Raw genomic sequence first — 22,436 nt, 5'->3', positions numbered from 1 at the left:
GCTTCAGCGCTCCTGCCCGACACGGCTGGCAGCTTGAGCCGCTGCGCGCCCGCGTGGGCCGTGAAAGTAATCGTGGATCCAGGGATCGTCGGTAAGCTCGACCTCGGCCAAGGGGCCGGCTACCAGCACCTTTTTCTGCGACAGCACGGCGATGCGGTCGGTAATGGTGTACAGCGTATCCAGGTCATGGGTGATCAGGAACACGCTCAAACCCAACGCATCACGCAGGGTCAGGATCAACTGGTCGAAGGCCGCCGCACCGATCGGGTCGAGCCCGGCGGTGGGTTCATCCAGAAACAGGATGTCCGGGTCCAGCGCCAATGCCCGCGCCAGCGCCGCGCGCTTGATCATCCCGCCTGACAGCGATGCGGGATACTTGTCGGCGGCGGAAATCGGCAGCCCTGCCAGGGCCAGCTTGACCCCGGCCAGATGCTCGGCATCAGTGCGCGACAGACCGGCGTGTTCGATCAGTGGCAGGGCAACGTTTTCGGTAATGGTCAGCGACGAGAACAACGCGCCCTTCTGGAACAGTACGCCAAAGCGCCGCTCGACCTGCGAGCGCTGTTCGTTGTCGAGGGTGGCCAGGTCCTGGCCGAACACCTTGACCTGACCCTCGTCGGGCTGGCGCAGGCCAACGATGCTGCGCAGCAGCACCGACTTGCCGCTGCCCGAGCCGCCGACTACCGCGAGGATCTCGCCTTTGTACAGATCGAGGTCGAGATTCTCGTGCACGCTCTGGGTGCCAAAGCGGTTGCACAGCCCGCGCGCCTGGATTACTGCCTGGGTTGCTGCACTCACCAGCCCATCTCCATGAAGAACAGCGCTGCGACGGCATCCAGCACGATCACCACGAAGATCGACTGGACCACCGCCGAGGTGGTGTGGGCGCCTACCGACTCGGCACTGCCGCTGACCTTGAAGCCTTCCAGGCAACCGATCGCGGCAATCAGAAAAGCAAAGAACGGCGCCTTGGCTAGGCCTACCAGCAGGTGCTGCACACCGATATCGGTCTGCAGCAGGGAAAGGAACATGGCTGGCGAGATATCCAGCGACAGCGCACAGACCACGCCGCCTCCGACGATGCCGCAGATCATCGCCACAAAGGTCAGCAGCGGCAGCGTGATCAGCAATGCCAGTACTCGCGGCACTACCAGTAGTTCGATCGGGTTGAGGCCGAGGGTGCGGATGGCGTCGATCTCTTCGTTGGCCTTCATCGAGCCGATCTGCGCAGTAAAGGCGCTGGCAGTGCGCCCGGCCATGAGAATGGCAGTCAGCAGCACGCCAAACTCACGCAGAAACGAGAACGCCACCAGGTCGACGGTGAAGATGGTCGCACCAAATGCGGCGAGCACCGTGGCGCCGAGAAAGGCCACCACTGCGCCGACCAGAAAGGTCAGCAAAGCGATGATCGGCGCGGCATTGAGGCCAGTCTGCTCGATATGGGCAACGACCGGTGTGAGCCGCCAGCGGTGTGGCTGCAGCGCACGCAACAGCAGGGTCTGGATGATCAGGCCAATGAAGCCGAGCAGTTGCAGGGTGTCGCCCCACAGCTTGTTGACCGAGCAGCCGATGCGCTCGAGCAGCATCAGCAGCACCGGCCGTTCGGCTTGCTTGAGCGGGATGCAGTAGTCCTGCACCGAGTGGTAGACCGTCTTCAGCAGGGCCCGGTTGGCCGCGCCGAGGTCATCGGTGCAGCGCGACAGCCGCTCGCTGCCGAGCAGTTCGGCCAGCAGCGAGGCGCCGGCAGTGTCGAGGCGGCCGAGCTGGCTGAGGTCGGCGCGGGTGTCACTGCTGTATTGACTGCGCAGGCGCTCGCTGTCGCGCTTGAGCTGGGCGTAGTGGGCCAGGGTCCAGTCACCGCTGATACGCAGGCACGGCGGTTGGCTGCTGGTGTCCAGAGTGGCGCTCGGTGTAGTCATGGGCTCCATGCTTCTGACAGTGCGCGAGGAAGGCACCGATCATAGCGTAGTGCGGGCGCTGCCGGGCAATGGCGATCTGCTCAGCTGGCTGGGGCCGCAGCAGCGTCGACCACTTTGAAGCGCAGCACGCCGATAACCTGGCCGTCCTCGGTCAGCACGCGGACTTGCCAGCGGCCCACCGGGTTGGGCGGGAAGTTCTGCTTGTGGGTCCAGGCGCGGTAGCCTTCCTTGCGCCCGCCATGAATATCCAGGGCGATCCGGTCGACCTCTTTACCGTTCAACTGCCAGACGTGATAGATCCGCTCGTTGAGCCCGCGCGGTGCGTTGATCGCGGTGTATGCATACAGCCCCGCGCCGCGAATCTGGTTGACCGGGATCTCATCCAGCGAATCACCCGGCTGGCGGTTGATCACTTCGGTGCTCACCGCCACTTCGGTCAGCCACAGCGTGGCGGGCGGCACCCAGGAGCGCAGCAGCCAGCCGCCGGCACCCACCGACAGCGTCACCAGTACCAGCGCGACGCCGCGGCGCCAGTTGGTGATCGGGAAGCTGCTGGCCAGGCTTGGGAACGACAGCGCCATGGCCGCGATCAGCGCCAGCTTGAAGCTCTGCGCGGTGGTCAGGTGAAGGATGATCGGCAGCGCCGTCAGCAGCGCGGCAAACAGGGTCAAGGTATGCAAGGCCATGAACAGCCAACGCCGCGGCGCCAGCCAGCGGTAGTAAAGCGGGTCGACGATCGAGATCACCCCAGCGGCGCCGAGCAGGCCGGTAAAGATCAACTGGCCGCTGTTCCAGGTGGTGGTGATGAAAAAGAATGGCAGGACGAAGAACAGGCTCTCCTGGTGGATCATCTGCGTGGCGTAGCGCAGTAGCGGCTGCGGGATCTCCCGCTTGAAGGTGCGGGCGAACAAACCAGTCAGGGTGTTCTCCAGCATCAGCCATATCCAGCTGACCAACAGCAGGATCGCCACCCAACTCGCCAGCCCGGCCTGGCGGTCGACCAGGATGAAGCTGCCGATCCCGGACAGGAAGCCGCCCAGCGCGATAACGCCTGGGTAGCGTTTGAGCAGTTCGATGATGCGCTGGACGATATGCGGGATGGGCGGCATGAACGGGCTACAGAAAGAGTATGGGGGCCACCATCGCGGCGGCCCCGCGATGGCTCTGCACAGGATACCGCTGAATCAGCGCTGGCGTGTAGCGCCGCTGGGCTTGGTCGGTGTGTGACGGCGACGGCGCAGCAGGCCCAGGGCGAGAATCACACCGAGCAGCAAAGCCACCAGGCCGTACAGTTCGTCATAGCCAAGCAGCGGCTGCTCGATGCGCACGTACCCCGGCTCCTTGAGCAACTCCTGCAAGGCGGCGTCGGCCTGTTTCAGGCTGACCTGGCGTAATGCGCGGATCGGGTCGCTGAAGCGGCCGTCGGTGTAGTTGTTCAAAGCGCCCCAGTAATAGTCGGCCAAGGCGCTGTTGCCCTGGCTGTTCCAGCTCTCGCGGGCGATGGCGGCTTCCTTGATGCGGGCAAAGGTATCCGCGTCGAGGCCGTTTTTGCGCAGGTGCTCGAACAGCTCCTGCAACACCTTGATCGCTGCGTTGAGGTCTTCGCGCTCGAGGTCGGCGTTGAGGCTGAGCATGCCGCTGTCGCCGAAGCTTTCACGCTGCACCGAAGGCCCGTAGGACAGGCTGTGGCGCAGGCGTAGCTGGTCGTAGACTGCCCACTCCAGGTAACGCGAAACCAGGTCGAGGGTCTGCTCGTGGCCGCTGTCCAGCACCGGCTCGATGAACAGCCAGTGCAGTTTGACGCTGTCGCCCAGCCAGCCGCGGGTCAGATCGCGGCGCTGCTCGGCCTGTTGGCTGATGCTGTCGAGGTTACGCCGCTCGCCGGGCTCGGTCGCCGGCAGCTCGCCGTAGCTGCGTTCGAGATAGGCCGGCAGCAAGCGGTCAAGGCCGCCGACCACGATCAGGGTCATGTTGTTGGCTGCGTACCAGTGGTCGCGCAGAGCCTGCACTTGCTCAAGAGTCATGTCGTCGAGGTTGGAGCGCGCCGGGCATTTCAGCCCCAGCTCGACTGCCAATTGGTCACTGGCGCGATGGCCGATGTCCTGGCGGTCGAGCCAACGTTGCAGGTGGCCGTAGTGGCCGCCGTCTTCACGCTCGATGATCTGCTTGGCAGTGGCCAGGGCCTTGGCATCGATTTTGGTATCGCGAACGGCCGCCAGCAGCAGGTCGAGCACTTTGCGCTGGTTGCGCGCCGGGGCCTCGATCACGAAGGTGGTGTCGGCGCTGCTGGTGTAGGCATTCCATTCGCCGCCCAGTGCCTGCATGCGTTCTTCCAGGCCGCCCTCGCCGGTTTCATCGATGCCGCTGAACAGCAGGTGCTCGAGCAGGTGCGGCAGCTCACGCTGGTCGCACTCGAAGTCATCGAGGCCGACCCCGACAATCAGGCGGATCGCGACATGGTCGCGCTCGTAGCCGGATTTGAGGATGACCTGCAGGCCGTTGGGCAACAGGTAGCCTTCGACCTTGGAGCGGTCGAGGGCCAGGGTCGGCAGGCTGCAGATCAGCAGGCAAATCAACATCAGGCTACGCATAGGCGAGCAGGGGTCTCCAGGTGGTGCAGGTCAGGGCTGGCGGGCTTCGTCTGGCACGCTGTCGAGCATCAGCCCGCCGGTGTCCGAGCCGCCCAGTACCACATAGGCACTGCTGCAGAACAAAGAGTTCAACCGCTTCATGTCGGCGATCAGCTCCAGATGCAGTGAACTGGTCTCGATACTCTGCACCACTTTGCGTTGCAAACGGCTTACATGGGCGTGGGCCAGGCGCCGTTCCTGGGCGCGGAAGCGGCGTTTCTCACGGAGCAGCAACTGCGCGCTTTCCGGGTCGGCGCTGAGAAACACCGACAGGCCCAGGCGCAGGTTGGCCAGCAGTTGTTCCTGCAGGCCGGTCAGCTCTTCCAGGCCGACCTGGGAGAACTCGCGGCGCTGTGAGGTCTTTTGCTGCTGGACCTTGCGCAGCATGCGCTCGACCAGGTCGCTGGCCATCTTCAGGTTGACCGAGATCTCGATGATCTCGGCCCAGCGCCGGTTGTCCTGGGCGCTGAGGTCCTCGCGGTCCATCTGCGCCAGGTACAGCTTGATCGCGCTGTACAGGGCGTCGACGTCTTCGGTGTAGGCGCGGACCTGCTGCGGCAATGCGGTCTGAGTGCCGCGCAAGGCGGCGAGCATGGCCTCGAGCAGGCTCTCGACGATGTCGCCCAGGCGCAGGGTTTCGCGGGCGGCGTTGGCCAGCGCCAGGCTTGGCGTTTGCAGCGCGGACGGGTCGAGATGGCGCGGGCGGATCTGGCCGTTGCTGCTTTCGCGCTCCGGCAGGAGGAAGTTGCACAGCCGCGCCATCGGCGTCACGGTCGGCAGCATGAGCACGCAGCGCAGCGTGTTGTAGAGCAGGTGGAAGCCGATCACCAGTTCCTGCGGGCTGAGCTTGAGGGTGTCCATCCAGTCGACCAGCGGGTGCAGCACCGGGATCATCAGCAGCAGGCCGATCAGTTTGTACAGCAGGCTACCCAGTGCCACCCGGCGGCCTGCCGAGTTCTGCATGCTGGTGGTCAGAAAGGCCAGCAAGCCACTGCCGATGTTGGCGCCGATCACCAGGCCGATGGCCACCGGCAGGCTGATCAGGTCCGAGCCGGCCAGGGTTGCGGTGAGCAGAACAGCCGCCAGGCTCGAGTAGGAAATCATCGCGAACAGGGCGCCGACCAGGGCGTCGAGAAGGATATCCCCGGTCAGCGAGGCGAACAGCACCTTGACCCCTTGTGCCTGGGTGATCGGCGTGGCCGCCTGCACGATCAGTTGCAGGGCCAGGATGATCAGGCCAAGGCCAATCGCTACCCTGCCCATCTGGCCGAGGCGAGTCTGCTTGCGCGAGAGGAAGAAGATCACCCCAATGAACAGCAGCAGGGGCGACAGCCACGACAGGTCGAAGGTCAGCACCCTGGCCATCAGCGCGGTGCCGACGTCGGCCCCGAGCATGATTGCCAGCGCCGGGGTCATCGCCATCAGGCCTTGGCCGACGAACGAGGTCACCAGCATGGCAGTGGCGTTGCTGCTCTGGACCATGGCCGTGACGACGATGCCGGCGAGAAACGCCAGCGGGCGTTTGCTCATGTTCTGGCTGATCACCCGGCGCAGGTTTGAGCCATACACCCGCAGGATCCCGGTACGCACGATGTGCGTGCCCCACACCAGCAGCGCGACCGCCGAGAGCAGATTGAGCAGAGTCAGCATAGGCAAGGCCCCCGTTGCAATTGCCCCAAGACGGGGCCAAAAAATGAAGCCGTGAGCCTGGCCCGGGGCTGGGTGGTTTTCCCAGTGCTCACTCAAGCTTTAGTCGTTTTGTGCGTCTGCTGCCAGCTTGGCATGGCTGAAACCTATTTGAAACATTTCACTGGTGCAGGAGCGCCGGGGCGCCGCCCACAAAAAAGGCCCCGAAGGGCCTTTATCTGCAACTGCCAGGCTTACTGACCAGGCACGTCCTTACGCAGCTTCACCGCATCAGGCTCGGCGCCTTCCTTGCGTGCACGGGCAGTACGCATACGGATGTTGATGGCTTCTACCGCCAGCGAGAACGCCATGGCGAAGTAGACATAGCCCTTCGGCACATGCACATCGAAAGATTCGGCGATCAGCACGGTACCGACGACGATCAGGAACGAAAGCGCGAGCATCTTCAGCGACGGGTGCTTGTCGATGAAGTTACTGATAGCACCAGCGCAGAGCATCATCACCAGCACCGCCACGACGATCGCGGCGATCATCACCGGTACGTGCGAGACCATGCCGACTGCAGTGATCACCGAGTCCAGCGAGAACACGATGTCGATGATGGCGATCTGGATGATGGTGTAGAGGAACTTGCCCCCGGCGCCTTTCGGGCCGTCGCTGCTCTCGTCTTCACCTTCCAGGCCGTGATAGATCTCTTGCGAGCTCTTCCACAGCAGGAACAGGCCACCGAAGAACAGAATCAGGTCGCGCCCGGAGATGCCCTGGCCGAACACTTCGAACAGGTCGGCGGTAAGGCGCATTACCCAGGTGATCGACAGCAACAGCAGGATCCGCGTGACCATGGCCAGGGCCAGGCCGAAGATCCGGGTACGCGGCTGCATGTGCTTGGGCATGCGGCTGACCAGAATCGAGATCATGATGATGTTGTCGATACCGAGGACGATCTCAAGTGCCGTCAGGGTCAAAAAGGCGACCCAGATTTCTGGGCTGGTCAGCCATTCCATATGTATTCCTTCAAACGTAAAAAGGCGCTGCGCCCGATAGGGACGCAGCGCGATGGGGCTTATGAATTAGAGACTGCTGAACAGCGGGAAAGTCCCCAGCAGCAGTGCGCCGAGCATTATGCACATGCACACCAGCACTGCCCACTTGAGCGTGAAGCGCTGATGATCGCCGAACTCGATGCCGGCCAGCGCGACCAGCAGGTAGGTCGAGGGTACCAGCGGGCTGAGCAGATGCACCGGCTGGCCGACGATCGACGCGCGGGCCATTTCCACCGGGGTGATGCCGTAGTGGCTGGCCGCTTCGGCCAGCACCGGCAGCACACCGTAGTAGAAGGCATCGTTGGACATGAAGAAGGTGAACGGCATGCTGACAAGGGCGGTGATCACAGCCAGGTACGGGCCGAGTGCGTCCGGGATGACTGCCAGCAGGCTTTTCGACATGGCGTCGACCATGCCGGTGCCGGACAGGATGCCGGTGAAGATACCCGCGGCGAAAATCAGCCCGGTCACTGCCAGCACGCTGCCGGCGTGGGCCGCAATGCGGTCCTTCTGCTGTTGCAGGCATGGGTAGTTGACGATCATGGCGATGCTGAAGGCAACCATGAACAGCACCGGCAGTGGCAGCAGGCCAGCGATCAGCGCGACCATCAGGGCCAAGGTGAGGGCACCGTTGAACCAGATCAGCTTCGGCCGGCGTGCTTCAGGGAACTGCGACACACTGATAGCGCTGTGGTCGATGTCGTCGGTCGGCAGGTGCAGTTCACCCAGGCGAGCCCGCTCACGCTTGCCGTACATGTAGGCGATGACCAGGATCGCCACCACGCCGAAGGCCATGGCCGGGATCATCGGTACGAAGATGTCGGACGGGTCTACATGCAGGGCACTAGCAGCGCGAGCGGTCGGCCCGCCCCATGGCGTCATGTTCATGACCCCGCCCGCGAGGATGATCAGGCCGGCCATGATCCGCGGGCTCATGCCCAGGCGGCTGTACAGCGGCAGCATGGCGGCGCAGCAGATCATGTAGGTGGTTGCACCGTCGCCGTCGAGCGAGACCACCAGGGCCAGCACTGCGGTGCCGACCGAGACTTTCAGCGGGTCACCCTTGACCGCCTTGAGGATCAGCCGCACAGCCGGGTCGAACAGACCGGAGTCGATCATCAGGGCGAAGTAGAGAATGGCGAACATCAGCATCACGCCGGTTGGCGCGAGCTTGGTGATGCCTTGCAGCATCATCGGGCCGATTTCGGAGGAGAAGCCACCGAACAGGGCGAACAGGATCGGTACCAGGATCAGCGCGATCAAGGCCGAGAGGCGCTTGGTCATGATCAGGTACATGAAGGTGATGACCATGGCAAAGCCGAGGAAGGTCAGCATGGCAGTACTCCAGGCGTGGCGCGACGAATGAAAAAAAATGCTTCGGGCGGATCAGCGCGTGGGGCGCTGTGCTTGGAATAGCTGGAGGGGTACTGCGAAGAGGCGGACACAGGAAGACATCAGAATCACCATTGTTGTTGTTGATTGGGCCGGGTGCGGACTGGTCCGGGTACCCTGGCTGACCGGTCTTGTGCCGGTAGTGGGGGCTATCCTATGAGCGCAAGCTTTCAGCCAGCTTTCGCTGGCGCCAAGGTGACGAGAGGTAATCATGTCTGAGTTTGTCGAGGGCGGCTGCCATTGCGGCGCCATCAGGTATCGCCTGGCGGGCGATCTGAACGATGTTGCGCATTGCCATTGCTCGATCTGCAGGCGCGTCAGCGGTGGCCTGGTGGTGACCTGGATCACCCTGCCCAGGCGCGACTTTCGCTGGCTCAAGGGGCGGCCGCGGCTGTATGTGGCGCCTGCCAGTTGCAGTCGGTTTTTTTGTGGCGACTGTGGCGCGCATGTGGCCCTGAGCACTGAGCACAGCCCGCAGAGTATCGATGTGACCGTGGCAACCCTGGATCAGCCAGAGCGAGTCCAGGCCAATCGGCATATCTGGACCAGCAGCCGGGTAGCCTGGCTGCATCTGGATGAACAGTTGCCGGAAGAAGCCGAAGAAGCGCTGTAAGCCGCCGTTGCTGGTAACGGCGGCTTCTGTTCAGGGCAGTTGCAAGCCGCCAGCTGCTTTGTGCAGGGCGCGCAGGTGCTCACCGATCTGCTTGACGTTGGCTTCCACCGCTTTGATCTCCTTGCCGCGCGCCGGATCGAGCAAGGCGCGAACTTCGGTATCGAGGTCGGTGCTCAGGCGCAACAACTGCGCCTGCCGCTCACGACTAACCTGCTCCAGCTGTTTGCGCTCGTCGGGTTGCGGCAAGCCGTAGCCATCGGTGCCCAGCAGCTCTGCCGGGCGGCTGAGGAAGCCGCTATTGGCCAGCATCTGCTGCAAGGTGGCGTTGGCCTTGTCGACCGTGCCGTCCTTCAGCGCGGTGGAATTCAGGTAGCGCTGCTTGACCTCGTCCTGGGCCAGCAGCAACTGCCGGCGCAGCGCCGCTTGTTCGAGCAGCAGCAATGCCGCGCTGGTGCGCAGATCGGCCCGCTGGAACCATGGCTGGCGCTGTTCGGCATCTTGCGCCAGCCAGTCTTCAACTTCGACCTGCTTGACCGGCAACTGCTTTCTGAGCACGTCGAACATGGCCTGGTAGCGGTCGCGGTAGGAGTCGAAGCGATAGCCCAGGCGCAGTGCCTCGCGGCGGTCCTCAAGCACGCTGGTATCGGCCAGGCCGCGGCCTTTGAGCACCTCGAGCAAGCCGTTGGGCATGATGTTGTCGAGGTCTTTCAGGCGCGGGTTGGCGCTGCCGCTGCGCAGCAATTTGAGTCCTTCGACTGCGCAGTTGTTGGACAGGAACCAGTAGTTGCCGTCATAGCTCCAGTGCATCTCTGCCGCCTGACGCACGACGTTTTCGACTTCAGCGCGGCTGAGTTTGAGCGGCACCGAGGCAAGGCTGCGCAGTTCGGTCTTGGTGTACTCGTCGATCACCTGGTTCAGCGGCAGAACGAACAGGCGTGACGGATAAGCGCCGACCAGGCCAGACCAACTGGACAGCTGCACATCGTTGACGAAGGCGCGGTACGACAGCACCAGGCTCTGGTCCAGATCCAGCCGGCAATCCGGGCCACGTGGCCGGCCCGGTGCGCAGATCACCAGGCGCAGCATGCTGTGGCCCCAGCGGCTGACCAGGTTCTGGTTGGCCTCGGCCAGCAGGTAGTCGATTTCGTAGACCCGCTCGGGGTCGATTTCACCCAGCGGCTGGCGGGCGAAGTCATTGCCGGCATTGATGAATGGCAGGGTTTTCGCGCATTCGTTCTGTTGCGGCGCCCAGGCAAAGTGCTCACGCAGATACTGATTGAGTGCCGGCCGGCGGCAGCCGTAGCTTGGGTCGAGGAGGAAGTACTCCATGTTGACCGCCACGTATTCCTTCGGGCTGCTCAGCTCATAACTGTCGGGGCTGCGCACCAATTGGTTGTTGTGCTGTTCGCGCTCGCCGCGGCGGCCGACATACTGCGGCCAGCCGGCCAGGTCGAGCAGGCGTGGGTCATCGCTGAGGGTGAAGCGTCGTTCGCCTTCGCCGCGGCATTCCTCTGGCAGGCCGATCTTGCCCAGCGTGTCCTGTTGGCGCTTGCAGCGGTTGATCAGCAGGCGATCGGCGCTGGGCCACAGGCGGGCGCGGTCATAGATATGGGTGAGTTCGTGGAGGACGGTGGCCAGCAGCTCCTGGCGTACCGTGCCGTGCGGCCGGCCGGTGGCCTGGGTGGCCGCGCTGCCATCGGCAAGCGCGGGCAGCAAGCGCCGGTTCAGGTCAAGCGTGGACACCAGCGAGGCCTGGCCATAAGCGTCGGCGGGCATGTGCTCGCTCCAGCTGACCTGCACGCGCCGATCCAGCTGCTGCTTGAACCGCGGCGGCAGCTTTGCCAGCGCTTCATCAAGCAGCGCCTGGGTGGCTTGCTGTTGTTGCTGGTCAAGCCCGTCAGCCTGCAGATCGAGCTGCAGGTCGGCCAGGGCGGGCGCGCCCAGCAGCGTCAGGACGCTGCCCAGCAGCCAGGCACGCATACGCTTCACAGCGCGAGAATAGCTTCGGCGAGCACCTGATCGCTGGCGTCGCGTGCTTCAGGCACACGCTGGCGAATGGTATTGAGTGCCGCTTCAAGCTGTGCACCGCGAATATCACCGCGGCTGGCAACGAAGCTGGCGGCGTCGTCGTGGGCATCCTGAACGATCTTCGAGTCGCGGATCGAAGTGGTGGTATCAGAAGTGAAATCGATCGAACGGCCAAAGGCGCGGACGATGATATTGCTGGTAGCCACCAGAGTCTGTGCATGGGCCAGGTCGGCCAGGAGCAGCATGCCGAGGGAAGCGGCGATCAGCGATTTACGCATGGAGCATCTCCAAACTAATACAGGGAGTCGAATTGAATCATTGGACGAGAATTGCTTCTGCCAGTTCAAGGTCGTCAGCAGATTGATAGCCAGCATGATGGCGCAAGGTGCGCAGTGCCGCCTGCAGGCGTACACCACGGATCAGACCGTCGGTGGCAACAAAGGCTGCGGCATCATCACGGGCCTGCACCATCAGCTTGCGATCGAACGGTGCGCTGGTCACCTTGCTGGTGACGTAGCCAGTGACAACCAGGCTCTGGGTCGAGACATCCATGGCATGGGCGCTGCCCATCCCGGCGAGGGCAATCAGCAATGGCGAAAGATAACGCATGGGTTTGGCAGGCTTGAACTCGGAGGGCGAAGGCTAACCCGAATACACGGCGCAGAGCCAGTGCACCCGGGTGTGCCGCAGGGCGGTGTTACAGGGCGAGGATCGCCTGCGCCAGTTGGGCATCACTGGCCTGCAGGGTTGGCGCCTGCTGGCGGATGTGACGGAAAGCGCTTTCCAGCTTGGCGCCACGAATCACACCTTCGCTGCCCACAAAGCTGGCGGCATCGTCGCGCGCAGCCTTGACGATCTTGTCGTCACGGAATGACGAGGTCACGTCGGAGGTGGCATCGGTAGTGGCAGCAACGGCGCCGACTACGGCATCGGTGGTGACGATGAAGCTGGTGGCATTGGCTGTGCCAGTCAGGGTCAGCAACAGGGCGGCGCCCAGCAAGTGGTTACGGGACATGGCGATGACTCCTGCAGATAAGGGCGGTGTGCTTGTGGTTATCGGACGCTCACTCGGCCTGTAACGGTACTTTATTTCACCGGCCGTTAGCGCAAGCGTATCACGCGTTGCTGTTTCTGGATGTGACGCAGCATAGGTGCAAACTGTACTGGTATAAACCGCAATTCATTAAATTGTACTGGTTGCGGAGATATGGAGTCATGTATCAGCCGTAAAAACAAAAAACCCGTCACAGTTGCCTATGACGGGTTTCAGGAATTCTCGGTGCCGGCCTGGGCCGGCAAGCCGGAGCTTAGCGCCAGAACGGCTTGCTCAGCTCTTCGTAACGCTGCGACTCGCTGATACCGGCGTCAGCCAGAAGGCGACCATCCAGGCGAGCAAGTTGACGGCGGCTGGCGATGCGACGCTGCCACAGGAGCAGAGTGGACAAAGCGCGCAGAGGCAGCGAGGTGTTGGATTGGCTGTTGCTTTCAAAAACCAGACCGGAACTGAGGGTGCGTTCCATGATATGTCTTCCTTCCGCTTGTGGCGGCATTAGGTAGTGATTTAACTGATGCCAATGATCCTCCTCTTGTGTCCATAACAGTAGGTACAGTTCACTTGTATTGGGCGGGTTCAGTTAACTGCATAACACGACTGTTGCACTGTTAATTGGCGAAACTGTACTGGTGCGCATCATTATGGTGCATTTATGGCTGTTGGGGCTGCCTGACTTGCCGATTGGGTCAGTATTTACCGGTACAGTAGTACAGTTTAATTAAGTTAAAGCATTCAAACTGTTTTGTTGCGTTTGCTTGCCAAGCACTCAGGCAGCACAAAGCCGCGTCGAGCACCTTCTGCCTGAGGCAAAAAGTACACGACGCGGCTTCGTAGGAGGTCAAACCAGCCTACTCATTTGCAGTCAGCCGACCAGCATGCGCCCGGTTTCTTCCAGGTTTTCATGCCAGCTCAGCGCTTCGCGCAAAATGTGCGGCGTGTGTCCGCCGCGCTGGCAGGCGCGCTCGAAGTAATCGTTCAGCGCCGCCCGGTAATCGGGATGGACACAGTTGTCGATGATCACCCGAGCCCGCTCGCGCGGGGCCAGGCCACGCAAGTCGGCCAAGCCCTGCTCGGTGACGAGGATGTCGACGTCGTGCTCGGTATGGTCGACGTGGCTGACCATCGGCACTACGCTGGAGATCGCGCCCGCTTTGGCGATCGACTTGGTGACAAAGATCGCCAGGTGCGCGTTGCGGGCGAAGTCACCCGAGCCACCAATGCCGTTCATCATCCGCGTGCCGCAGACATGGGTCGAGTTGACGTTGCCATAAATGTCGAATTCGAGCGCTGTGTTGATGCCGATGATGCCCAGACGCCGCACCACTTCAGGGTGGTTGGAGATCTCCTGCGGGCGCAGGACCAGTTTGTCCTTGTAGCGCTCGAGGTTGCCGAACACATCGGCGTTGCGTCGGCTCGACAGGGTGATCGAGCTGCCTGACGCGAAGCTCAGTTTGCCGGCGTCGATCAGGTCGAAGGTCGAATCCTGGAGTACTTCGGAGTACATGGTCAGTTCTTCGAACGGCGAGTCGATCAGGCCGCACATTACCGCGTTGGCGATGTTGCCGATGCCAGCCTGCAGCGGGCCAAGCTTGTTGGTCATGCGCCCTGCTTCGACTTCACTCTTGAGGAAGTTGATCAGGTGGTTGGCGATGCCCTGGGTCTCGTCATCCGGAGCCAGCACAGTAGACGGCGAGTCGGGCTGATTGCTGATGACGATGCCGACGATCTTGGCCGGGTCGATGGCAATCGCCGGGCTGCCGATACGGTCGTCGACCTTGGTCAGCGGGATTGGCGTGCGGGTCGGCCGGTAGCTTGGGATATAGATGTCATGCAAACCCTCGAGGTTGGGGTTGTGCGACAGGTTGATCTCGACGATCACCCGTTTGGCGAAAATGGCGAAGCTGGCCGAGTTGCCCACCGAGGTGGTCGGCACGATGTGGCCCTGTTCGGTGATCGCGACCGCTTCGATGACGGCAATGTCCGGCAGCGGCAGCTGTTTGTTACGCAGTTGCTCGACGGTTTCCGACAGGTGCTGGTCGATGAACATCACCATGCCTTGGTTGATCGCCTTGCGCAGTGTGCTGTCGACCTGAAACGGCATGCGCCGGGCGAGTACGCCGGCTTCGGTCAGCTGCTTGTCGAGGTCGTTGCCCAGGCTGGCGCCGGTCATCAGCGTGATTTTCAGCGGCGAGGTCTTCGCGCGCTCGGCAAGTGCGTGCGGCACGGCCTTGGCTTCGCCGGCGCGGGTAAAGCCGCTCATGCCGACGGTCATGCCGTCCTCGATCAGGGCAGCGGCATCGGCCGCACTCATTACCTTGCTGTGCAGGGAGGACAAGCGGATACGATCACGGTACATGGATTGTTATCTCAGGCTACTCAAGCTAGATGCGCAGTCTAGTGATTTCGCCCTGCTCCGTCCCACGACCATGGTCGTATGAGCGGCCTCGGCGCCGCGCCGTTGATCTGGATCAGGCAAATGCAAAAAACCCCGGCCATACAGCTCCGGGGGTTTTTGACTATCTATATAGCAGCGGCTTAGTCGACGGCTTTGACCATGTCTTCGATGACCTTCTTGGCATCGCCGAACACCATCATGGTCTTGTCCAGATAGAACAGCTCGTTGTCCAGACCGGCATAACCGCTGGCCATCGAGCGTTTATTGACGATGACGGTCTTGGCTTTGTATGCCTCAAGGATCGGCATGCCGGCGATGGGCGACTTGGGATCGTTCTTCGCCGCCGGGTTGACCACGTCGTTGGCGCCCAGCACCAGCACCACATCGGCCTGGCCGAACTCGGCGTTGATGTCTTCCATCTCGAACACCTGGTCGTAAGGCACTTCGGCTTCGGCCAGGAGCACGTTCATGTGCCCAGGCATGCGCCCTGCCACCGGGTGGATCGCATATTTGACGGTCACGCCGTTGTGGATAAGTTTCTCGGTCAACTCCTTGAGCGCATGCTGCGCGCGCGCCACCGCCAGGCCGTAGCCCGGTACGATGATCACGGTGTCGGCATTGCTCAGCAGGAACGTCGCATCATCAGCGGAACCGGATTTGACCGGGCGTTGCTCCTGACTGCCGGCTGCTGCGCCGCTGTCGGTTGCGCCGCCAAAGCCGCCAAGGATTACGTTGAAGAACGAACGGTTCATCGCCTTGCACATGATGTACGAGAGAATCGCACCGCTCGAACCGACCAGCGAACCGGCGATGATCAGCATCGAGTTGTTCAGCGAGAAGCCGATACCGGCCGCGGCCCAGCCTGAGTAGCTGTTGAGCATCGATACCACCACCGGCATGTCGGCACCGCCGATAGGGATGATGATCAGCACGCCCATGATGAACGCCAGAATCAGCATCAGGGTGAACGCGCTGTAGTGGCCGGTGAAGGTGAACAGCAGGCCTAGGGCAATAGTAGTAAGGCCCAGGATCAGGTTGAGTTTGTGCTGGCCGGCGAACTGTACCGGTGCACCCTGAAACAGGCGGAACTTGTACTTGCCCGAAAGCTTGCCGAAGGCGATTACCGAGCCGGAGAACGTCACCGCACCGATGGCAGCGCCGAGGAACAGCTCCAGGCGGTTGCCGGTCGGGATCGGATCAGTGATCGCAGCAACGATGCCCATCGATTGCGGTTCAAGCACGGCGGTGATAGCGATGAACACCGCCGCCAGGCCGATCATGCTGTGCATGAAGGCGACCAGCTCAGGCATCTTGGTCATCTCGACGCGCTTGGCCATGATCGAGCCGGCAGTGCCGCCGATCAGCAGACCCAGCAGCACATAGCCGATACCGGCAGTGGCCAGCTCGGCGCCGAGCTTGTAGATGAGGCCCACCGTGGTGAGCATGGCGATGCCCATGCCGATCATGCCGAACAGGTTGCCGCGGCGTGATGTGGTCGGGTGTGACAAGCCCTTCAATGCCTGAATGAAGCAGACCGAAGCGACGAGGTAGAGAAGCGTTACCAGATTCATGCTCATGCTTACTTCTGCGCCTCGTTCTTGGTTTTCTTCTTGAACATCTCGAGCATGCGCCGGGTGACCAGGAAGCCACCAAAGACGTTGACCGCGGCCAGGGCCACGGCCAGGGTGCCCATGATCTTGCCTGCTGGGGTCACGGTCAGGGCGGCAGCGAGCATGGCGCCGACAATGACGATCGCCGAGATCGCGTTGGTCACCGCCATCAGCGGTGTGTGCAGTGCCGGGGTCACGTTCCAGACCACGTGGTAACCGATGTAGATGGCCAGCACGAAGATGATCAGGTTGTAGATGCCGTGGGAAATCAACATGTCTTCCATAGCTGTGCTCCTTAACCGTTGTTGCGGATGACAGTGCCGTCGCGGCACATCAGGCACGCAGCAACAATGTCATCTTCGAGGTTGATCACCAGCGCACCGTCCTTGTCGAACAGCAGCTTCATGAAGTCCAGCAGGTTGCGTGCGTACAGCGCCGAAGCATCGGCCGCGACCTGGGCAGGCAGGTTGGTCGGGCCGACGATGGTCACGCCATGCTCCAGCACGACCTGGTCGGCCACGGTCAGCGGGCAGTTGCCGCCTTGCGCTGCAGCCAGGTCGATAACCACCGAGCCGGGCTTCATCTGCGCCACGGTCTCGGCGCTGAGCAGGGTGGGAGCCTTGCGGCCCGGGATCAATGCGGTCGTGATGACGATGTCGGCCTGCTTGGCGCGTTCGTGCACGGCTTGCGCCTGACGCTGCATCCAGCTGGCCGGCATTGGTCGCGCATAGCCGCCGACGCCTTGAGCGCATTCGCGCTCTTCATCGGTTTCGAACGGCACATCGAGAAACTTGGCGCCGAGCGATTCGATCTGCTCCTTGACTGCCGGACGCACATCCGACGCCTCGATCACCGCGCCCAGACGCTTGGCAGTAGCGATCGCCTGCAGGCCGGCTACACCGGCGCCGAGGATCAGCACGCGGGCGGCTTTCACCGTACCCGCCGCCGTCATCAGCATCGGCATGAAACGCGGGTAATGATGGGCTGCCAACAGCACCGCCTTGTAACCGGCAATGTTGGCCTGCGACGACAGTACGTCGAGGCTCTGCGCCCGCGAAGTACGCGGCGCCGCTTCGAGGGCGAAGGCGGTAATCCCGCATTCGGCCATCTTGCCGATCAGTTCGCTGTTGAAGGGGTTGAGCATGCCTACCAGCAGGCTGCCGCGATTGATCAGGGCCAGCTCCTGATCAGACGGCGCAACGACCTTGAGCACCAGTTGCGCGCCAAAGGCATCGGCAGCGCTGCCAAGGGTGGCGCCTGCGGCTTCATAGGCACTGTCCGGAATGCTGGCGTTAAGCCCGGCCCCCCGTTGGACGGTGACCTGATGGCCTTGGCCAACCAGCTTCTTGAGGGTATCGGGGGTCGCAGCGACCCGCGTTTCGCCCGTCTGCGTCTCGAGAGGAACACCAATGTGCACGACTTTTCTCCTGCGGACCTTCTTATCGTTATTTAAGCCAGCAGGCGCACGGTCAACACCGCAACGCCAGCGACGCAGCCATAAGGCTCGAACCCGCCGAATCCCGGGCGGGCGAAGCATTTTGCAGAGGAACACAGCGGCCATCAACCGATTCTGGAGTGATACCGATGCATAACTACAAGTCACCCTGTGACCGTATGTCGCAAGTAACCGGCCGGGGGCGCTCTAGTACGGGCTTTTGGAAGATTAGACGATAAAACGAATTATTTTTTAGTGATTTCGCAGCTAGCATGCTCGAGGTCGTAAAAGACGCTGAAAGCCCCGTCTTTACTGGGTTTATAGTGATTTAGGCAGCCAGCATTACAGTTTTCATATATGCGACATAACAGTATATCTGTAGGTGTTTAAAATATTTGACTACAGGGTCAATTTGTCTGCTTTGTGCCGTGCGTCTCTACGTAAATACGGGCTTGCTCTGCCAGCCAATCTCGGAACGCGCGCAGTGAAGCTGAAGCGACCTTGCGCTCGGGAATCATCAGATAGTAGGCCTTGGTGCTGGACAGCGCATGCCTGTTAGCGACCACCAGCCTGCCCTGCTGCAGCTCTTGTTGAATCAGGAATGGGGGAATCAGGGCGATGCCCATGTCATGCATGGCCGCCTGAGCCAGCATCGAAAACAGCTCATAGCGCGGACCGGTCATGTCGCGCTCGATGTTCAGTTCCAGGCTGCTGAACCATTGCCGCCAGGCGTAGGGTCTGGTGGTCTGCTGCAGTAAAGGCAGCTCGGCGATCTGCTTAGCGCTCAGTTCCAGCTGGCCCTGCAGCAGTGAGGGGCTGCAGACCGGTAATGGGTTCTCGCTCATCAGTCGGTGCGACTCGGTGCCTGACCAGTCGCCATCGCCGAAATAGATCGCTGCGTCGAATGCGGTGTCGGCGAACAGGAACGGCCGGGTGCGGTTGGTCAGGTTGACGGTCACCTCGGGATGACGCTGTTGAAAGTCCTTCAACCTCGGCAGCAACCATTGGGTGCCGAAGGTTGGGACCACCGCCAGCTCGATCACATTGGCGCCCTGCTGGCGCATCACCGACAAGGTGTCGCGCTCGACAGCATCCAACTGAGTGCTGACCTGGCGGCTGTAAGACAAGCCGGCCTCGGTCAATTGCACCCCGCGCCTGGAGCGGCGAAACAGCTCGACGTTGAGAAACGCCTCCAGCGCAGCGATCTGGCGACACACAGCGCCTTGGGTCAGGGCCAGCTCAAGGGCGGCTTTGGTGTAGCTCTCGTGGCGAGCTGCTGCCTCGAAGCAGATCAGGGCAGTCGTGCTGGGGATCTTGCGCCGCATGTACGTCAACCTCACTTATATGTGCAGCAATTACGAATGCTGAAGATATACGGAGTGACGAAATATCACTAGTAGGTGCGTAATAGTCGTTTGTCGTGGCTGATGATCGGGCCTAGGATCATTCCATGACCCTACTGCCCTGCCCCCTATTCGAGGATTACGTTCATGGCCGGTAAAGCTAGCTTCAACTGGATCGACCCGTTGCTGCTCGATCAGCAGCTCACTGAAGAGGAGCGCATGGTCCGCGACAGCGCTTATCAGTTCGCCCAGGACAAGCTGGCGCCGCGTGTGGTCGAAGCGTTCCGCCATGAGCAGACCGACCCGAAGATTTTCCGTGAAATGGGTGAAGTCGGCCTGCTCGGCGCGACCATCCCAGAGCAGTACGGTGGCAGCGGCTTGAACTACGTGTGCTATGGCTTGATTGCCCGCGAGGTCGAGCGCATCGACTCCGGCTACAGGTCGATGATGAGCGTGCAGTCGTCGCTGGTGATGGTGCCGATCAACGAATTTGGCAGCGAAGCGCAAAAGCAGAAATACCTGCCCAAGTTGTCCAGTGGCGAATGGATCGGTTGCTTTGGCCTGACCGAGCCTAACCATGGTTCTGATCCGGGGGCGATGATCACCCGTGCGCGCAAGGTCGAGGGCGGTTACAGCCTGAGCGGCAGCAAGATGTGGATCACCAATAGCCCGATCGCTGATGTATTCGTGGTCTGGGCCAAGGATGACGCCGGTGATATCCGTGGCTTTATTCTGGAAAAGGGCTGGAAAGGCCTGAGTGCGCCGGCGATTCACGGCAAGGTTGGCCTGCGCGCCTCGATTACCGGCGAGATCGTCATGGACAGCGTGTTTGTCCCTGAGGAAAACATCTTCCCTGAGGTGCGCGGCCTGAAGGGCCCGTTCACCTGCCTCAACTCGGCCCGCTACGGCATCTCCTGGGGCGCGTTGGGCGCAGCCGAAAGCTGCTGGCACACCGCACGTCAGTACACCCTCGACCGCCAGCAATTTGGCCGCCCGCTGGCAGCCAATCAGTTGATCCAGAAAAAACTGGCTGATATGCAGACTGAAATTACCCTGGGCCTGCAAGGCTGCCTGCGCCTTGGGCGGATGAAGGACGAAGGCACCGCAGCCGTCGAGATCACCTCGATCATGAAGCGTAACTCTTGCGGCAAGGCCTTGGAGGTCGCGCGACTGGCCAGGGACATGCTCGGTGGCAATGGCATTTCCGATGAGTTCGGCGTGGCGCGTCACCTGGTCAACCTTGAGGTGGTCAACACCTATGAAGGCACCCATGACATCCATGCGCTGATTCTTGGCCGCGCCCAGACCGGTATCCAGGCGTTCTATTAATAGAGGAGCCGGGCCATGGGTGCGCTTTCCCATCTGCGGGTGCTGGACCTTTCACGTGTACTGGCCGGGCCATGGTCCGGGCAGATCCTCGCTGACCTTGGCGCCGACGTGATCAAGGTCGAGCGGCCAGGTGCGGGTGACGATACCCGCGCCTGGGGGCCGCCTTTCCTCAAGGACGCCTATGGCGAGAACACCAGCGAGGCTGCTTATTACCTGTCGGCGAACCGTAACAAGCGTTCGGTGACCATCGACTTCACTCAGCCGGAGGGCCAGCGCCTGGTGCGTGAGCTGGCGGCCCGGTCGGATATCGTCATCGAGAACTTCAAGGTCGGTGGGCTGGCGGCCTATGGCCTGGACTACGCAAGCTTGAAGGCGGTCAACCCCAGGCTTATCTATTGCTCGATCACAGGCTTTGGCCAAACCGGGCCTTATGCCAAGCGTGCTGGCTACGATTTCATGATTCAGGGGCTGGGCGGGCTGATGAGCCTGACCGGCCGGCCCGAAGGGGAAGCGGGTGCGGGGCCGGTCAAGGTTGGCGTAGCGCTGACGGATATTCTTACCGGGTTGTATTCCACCGTAGCGATTCTGGCCGCCCTCGCCCATCGCGATCAGGCTGGCGTCGGCCAGCATATAGATATGGCCCTGCTGGATGTGCAGGTTGCCTGCCTGGCCAATCAGGCGATGAATTACCTCACCACCGGCAATGCACCGCGGCGCCTGGGTAATGCGCACCCTAATATAGTGCCGTATCAGGACTTCCCTACCGCCGATGGCGATTTCATTCTCACCGTGGGTAATGACGGGCAGTTCCGCAAGTTTGCCGAGGTAGCTGGTCAGCCGCAGTGGGCGGACGATCCACGCTTTGCCACCAACAAGCAGCGCGTTGCCAATCGCGCTGAGCTGATTCCGCTGATCCGTCAGGCGACGGTGTTCAAGACGACGGCCGAGTGGGTTGCGCAATTGGAGTTGGCCGGCGTGCCGTGTGGGCCGATCAATGACCTGGCGCAGATGTTCCAGGACCCGCAGGTGCTGGCCCGAGGGCTGGCGCTGAGTATCCCACATCCACTCGCAGGTAGCGTGCCGCAGGTGGCTAGCCCGATTCGGCTGTCCGAGACGCCGGTGGAGTATCGCCAGGCGCCGCCTCTATTAGGGGAACACACCGAGGCTGTGCTGAGCGAGCTGCTTGGGTTGGATGAACAGGCAGTGCGGCAGCTGCGCGCGGCGGGCGTCCTTTAAGACTGAGCATGCTTCTGTAGGTGGCGTGCGCTGTTCATCACCTCTGTTACAAGAATATTGCAACGTGTTGAATTAGTGCTTGACGCATTCCTGTGAGCCCTTATAATGCGCCCCACTTCCAGCGTAGTTGGAACGGAAAACTCCTTGAGTTTCAAAGAGTTAGAAGTTTCAGAGGTGCTGCAAGGGCTTCGATCGAAAGATCGTCAGCGGTGAAAAAAGGCAGTTGACAGCAGGTTGTAACGCTGTAGAATTCGCCTCCCGCTACGAGAGATCGCAAGCGAGTCAAGTGTTTGAAGTTGAACGAGTTTCTCGCAAAATACTTCGAAATAAACGCTTGACAGACACAGAGGAAAGCGTAGAATGCGCGCCTCGGTTGAGACGAAACGCTCAACCAACCGCTCTTTAACAAATTGAATCAAGCAATTCGTGTGGGTGCTTGTGAGTACGGTTTGATAGTCGCCAAGATTATCAGCATCACAAGTGGCCACATGAGAAATCATAGTAGTCATTTGAGATTGCTGAGCCAAGTTTAGGGTTTCTTAAAAACCCAAGCAGTATTGAACTGAAGAGTTTGATCATGGCTCAGATTGAACGCTGGCGGCAGGCCTAACACATGCAAGTCGAGCGGATGAGAAGAGCTTGCTCTTCGATTCAGCGGCGGACGGGTGAGTAATGCCTAGGAATCTGCCTGGTAGTGGGGGACAACGTTTCGAAAGGAACGCTAATACCGCATACGTCCTACGGGAGAAAGCAGGGGACCTT

General features: G+C 61.4%; 20 protein-coding genes and 1 rRNA gene (1 of these 21 running past the window's edge). 4 read left to right on the top strand and 17 right to left on the bottom strand.

Annotated elements, in window-relative coordinates:
• Positions 1-3 precede the first annotated feature (3 nt).
• The 7 genes from K3F44_RS19255 to K3F44_RS19225 form a co-directional block, all read right to left on the bottom strand.
• The gene (locus tag K3F44_RS19255; RefSeq protein ID WP_259075223.1) at positions 4-798 is read right to left on the bottom strand and encodes an ABC transporter ATP-binding protein; all 795 of its coding nucleotides are present in this window, start codon (positions 796-798) and stop codon (positions 4-6) included.
• Positions 795-1,928, bottom strand: coding sequence for an ABC transporter permease (locus K3F44_RS19250; RefSeq protein ID WP_101322687.1), 1,134 nt, complete (start codon positions 1,926-1,928; stop codon positions 795-797). Before K3F44_RS19250 ends, K3F44_RS19255 begins: the two co-directional genes overlap by 4 nt.
• Positions 1,929-1,999: 71 nt before the next feature.
• A complete protein-coding gene (locus K3F44_RS19245; protein ID WP_101322686.1) occupies positions 2,000-3,028 on the bottom strand; it encodes a DUF5924 family protein in 1,029 nt (342 codons plus the stop codon).
• Positions 3,029-3,103: 75 nt separating this feature from the next.
• Entirely contained in the window at positions 3,104-4,510 is a 1,407-nt protein-coding gene (locus tag K3F44_RS19240) for a pitrilysin family protein (protein WP_220632811.1), read from the bottom strand.
• A gap of 30 nt (positions 4,511-4,540) precedes the next feature.
• Positions 4,541-6,199 carry a Na/Pi cotransporter family protein gene (locus tag K3F44_RS19235; protein ID WP_150570244.1) on the bottom strand — a complete coding sequence of 553 codons (1,659 nt, stop codon included), beginning with the start codon at positions 6,197-6,199 and terminating at the stop codon, positions 4,541-4,543.
• Positions 6,200-6,429: 230 nt separating this feature from the next.
• Positions 6,430-7,200: a TerC family protein gene (locus K3F44_RS19230; protein WP_101322683.1), complete on the bottom strand. Its 771-nt coding sequence runs from the start codon at positions 7,198-7,200 to the stop codon at positions 6,430-6,432.
• Positions 7,201-7,266: 66 nt separating this feature from the next.
• Complete coding sequence (locus K3F44_RS19225; RefSeq protein ID WP_101322682.1) at positions 7,267-8,574, bottom strand: CitMHS family transporter; 1,308 nt, start codon at positions 8,572-8,574, stop codon at positions 7,267-7,269.
• Between the two features lie 268 nt (positions 8,575-8,842).
• Here K3F44_RS19225 and K3F44_RS19220 point away from each other — a divergent pair, with 268 nt between their 5' ends.
• On the top strand, positions 8,843-9,244 hold the full coding sequence (locus K3F44_RS19220; protein WP_150570243.1) for a GFA family protein: 402 nt from the start codon (positions 8,843-8,845) through the stop codon (positions 9,242-9,244).
• A gap of 30 nt (positions 9,245-9,274) precedes the next feature.
• Here K3F44_RS19220 and K3F44_RS19215 read toward each other — a convergent pair whose 3' ends face one another.
• The 10 genes from K3F44_RS19215 to K3F44_RS19170 all read right to left on the bottom strand — a co-directional run bounded on the left by K3F44_RS19215 (position 9,275) and on the right by K3F44_RS19170 (position 19,091).
• A complete protein-coding gene (locus K3F44_RS19215) occupies positions 9,275-11,233 on the bottom strand; it encodes a DUF4105 domain-containing protein (protein WP_220632810.1) in 1,959 nt (652 codons plus the stop codon).
• Entirely contained in the window at positions 11,230-11,550 is a 321-nt protein-coding gene (locus tag K3F44_RS19210) for a DUF2388 domain-containing protein (protein WP_101322678.1), read from the bottom strand. Before K3F44_RS19210 ends, K3F44_RS19215 begins: the two co-directional genes overlap by 4 nt.
• A 37-nt stretch (positions 11,551-11,587) precedes the next feature.
• Complete coding sequence (locus K3F44_RS19205) at positions 11,588-11,881, bottom strand: DUF2388 domain-containing protein (RefSeq protein WP_101322677.1); 294 nt, start codon at positions 11,879-11,881, stop codon at positions 11,588-11,590.
• Between the two features lie 88 nt (positions 11,882-11,969).
• The gene (locus K3F44_RS19200; RefSeq protein ID WP_101322676.1) at positions 11,970-12,287 is read right to left on the bottom strand and encodes a DUF2388 domain-containing protein; all 318 of its coding nucleotides are present in this window, start codon (positions 12,285-12,287) and stop codon (positions 11,970-11,972) included.
• A gap of 292 nt (positions 12,288-12,579) precedes the next feature.
• Positions 12,580-12,792 (bottom strand): DUF1127 domain-containing protein, encoded by a 213-nt coding sequence (locus tag K3F44_RS19195; protein ID WP_101322675.1) that lies wholly within the window; start codon positions 12,790-12,792, stop codon positions 12,580-12,582.
• A gap of 396 nt (positions 12,793-13,188) precedes the next feature.
• Complete coding sequence (locus K3F44_RS19190; protein WP_101322674.1) at positions 13,189-14,682, bottom strand: acetyl-CoA hydrolase/transferase family protein; 1,494 nt, start codon at positions 14,680-14,682, stop codon at positions 13,189-13,191.
• Positions 14,683-14,861: 179 nt separating this feature from the next.
• Positions 14,862-16,298: an NAD(P)(+) transhydrogenase (Re/Si-specific) subunit beta gene (locus K3F44_RS19185; RefSeq protein ID WP_101322673.1), complete on the bottom strand. Its 1,437-nt coding sequence runs from the start codon at positions 16,296-16,298 to the stop codon at positions 14,862-14,864.
• Positions 16,299-16,300: 2 nt separating this feature from the next.
• Positions 16,301-16,615: an NAD(P) transhydrogenase subunit alpha gene (locus K3F44_RS19180; RefSeq protein ID WP_101322672.1), complete on the bottom strand. Its 315-nt coding sequence runs from the start codon at positions 16,613-16,615 to the stop codon at positions 16,301-16,303.
• A gap of 11 nt (positions 16,616-16,626) precedes the next feature.
• Positions 16,627-17,748, bottom strand: a complete 1,122-nt coding sequence (locus K3F44_RS19175) for a Re/Si-specific NAD(P)(+) transhydrogenase subunit alpha (protein ID WP_150570240.1) — start codon at positions 17,746-17,748, stop codon at positions 16,627-16,629.
• 425 nt (positions 17,749-18,173) lie between these two features.
• Positions 18,174-19,091, bottom strand: coding sequence for a LysR family transcriptional regulator (locus K3F44_RS19170; protein ID WP_220632809.1), 918 nt, complete (start codon positions 19,089-19,091; stop codon positions 18,174-18,176).
• Between the two features lie 165 nt (positions 19,092-19,256).
• Here K3F44_RS19170 and K3F44_RS19165 point away from each other — a divergent pair, with 165 nt between their 5' ends.
• From K3F44_RS19165 to K3F44_RS19155, 3 genes are all read left to right on the top strand, one after another.
• On the top strand, positions 19,257-20,438 hold the full coding sequence (locus K3F44_RS19165) for an acyl-CoA dehydrogenase (RefSeq protein WP_101322669.1): 1,182 nt from the start codon (positions 19,257-19,259) through the stop codon (positions 20,436-20,438).
• A 15-nt stretch (positions 20,439-20,453) separates the two neighbouring features.
• Positions 20,454-21,674: a CaiB/BaiF CoA-transferase family protein gene (locus K3F44_RS19160; RefSeq protein ID WP_150573236.1), complete on the top strand. Its 1,221-nt coding sequence runs from the start codon at positions 20,454-20,456 to the stop codon at positions 21,672-21,674.
• A 559-nt stretch (positions 21,675-22,233) separates the two neighbouring features.
• A 16S ribosomal RNA gene (locus K3F44_RS19155) occupies positions 22,234-22,436 on the top strand (it continues 1,334 nt past the right edge of the window).

This window comes from Pseudomonas sp. S07E 245 (genome assembly GCF_019599025.1).
Classification (GTDB): domain Bacteria; phylum Pseudomonadota; class Gammaproteobacteria; order Pseudomonadales; family Pseudomonadaceae; genus Aquipseudomonas; species Aquipseudomonas shirazensis.
Note: the sequence above shows the minus strand (reverse complement) of the source record. Positions and strands in the feature narration are given on the sequence as shown.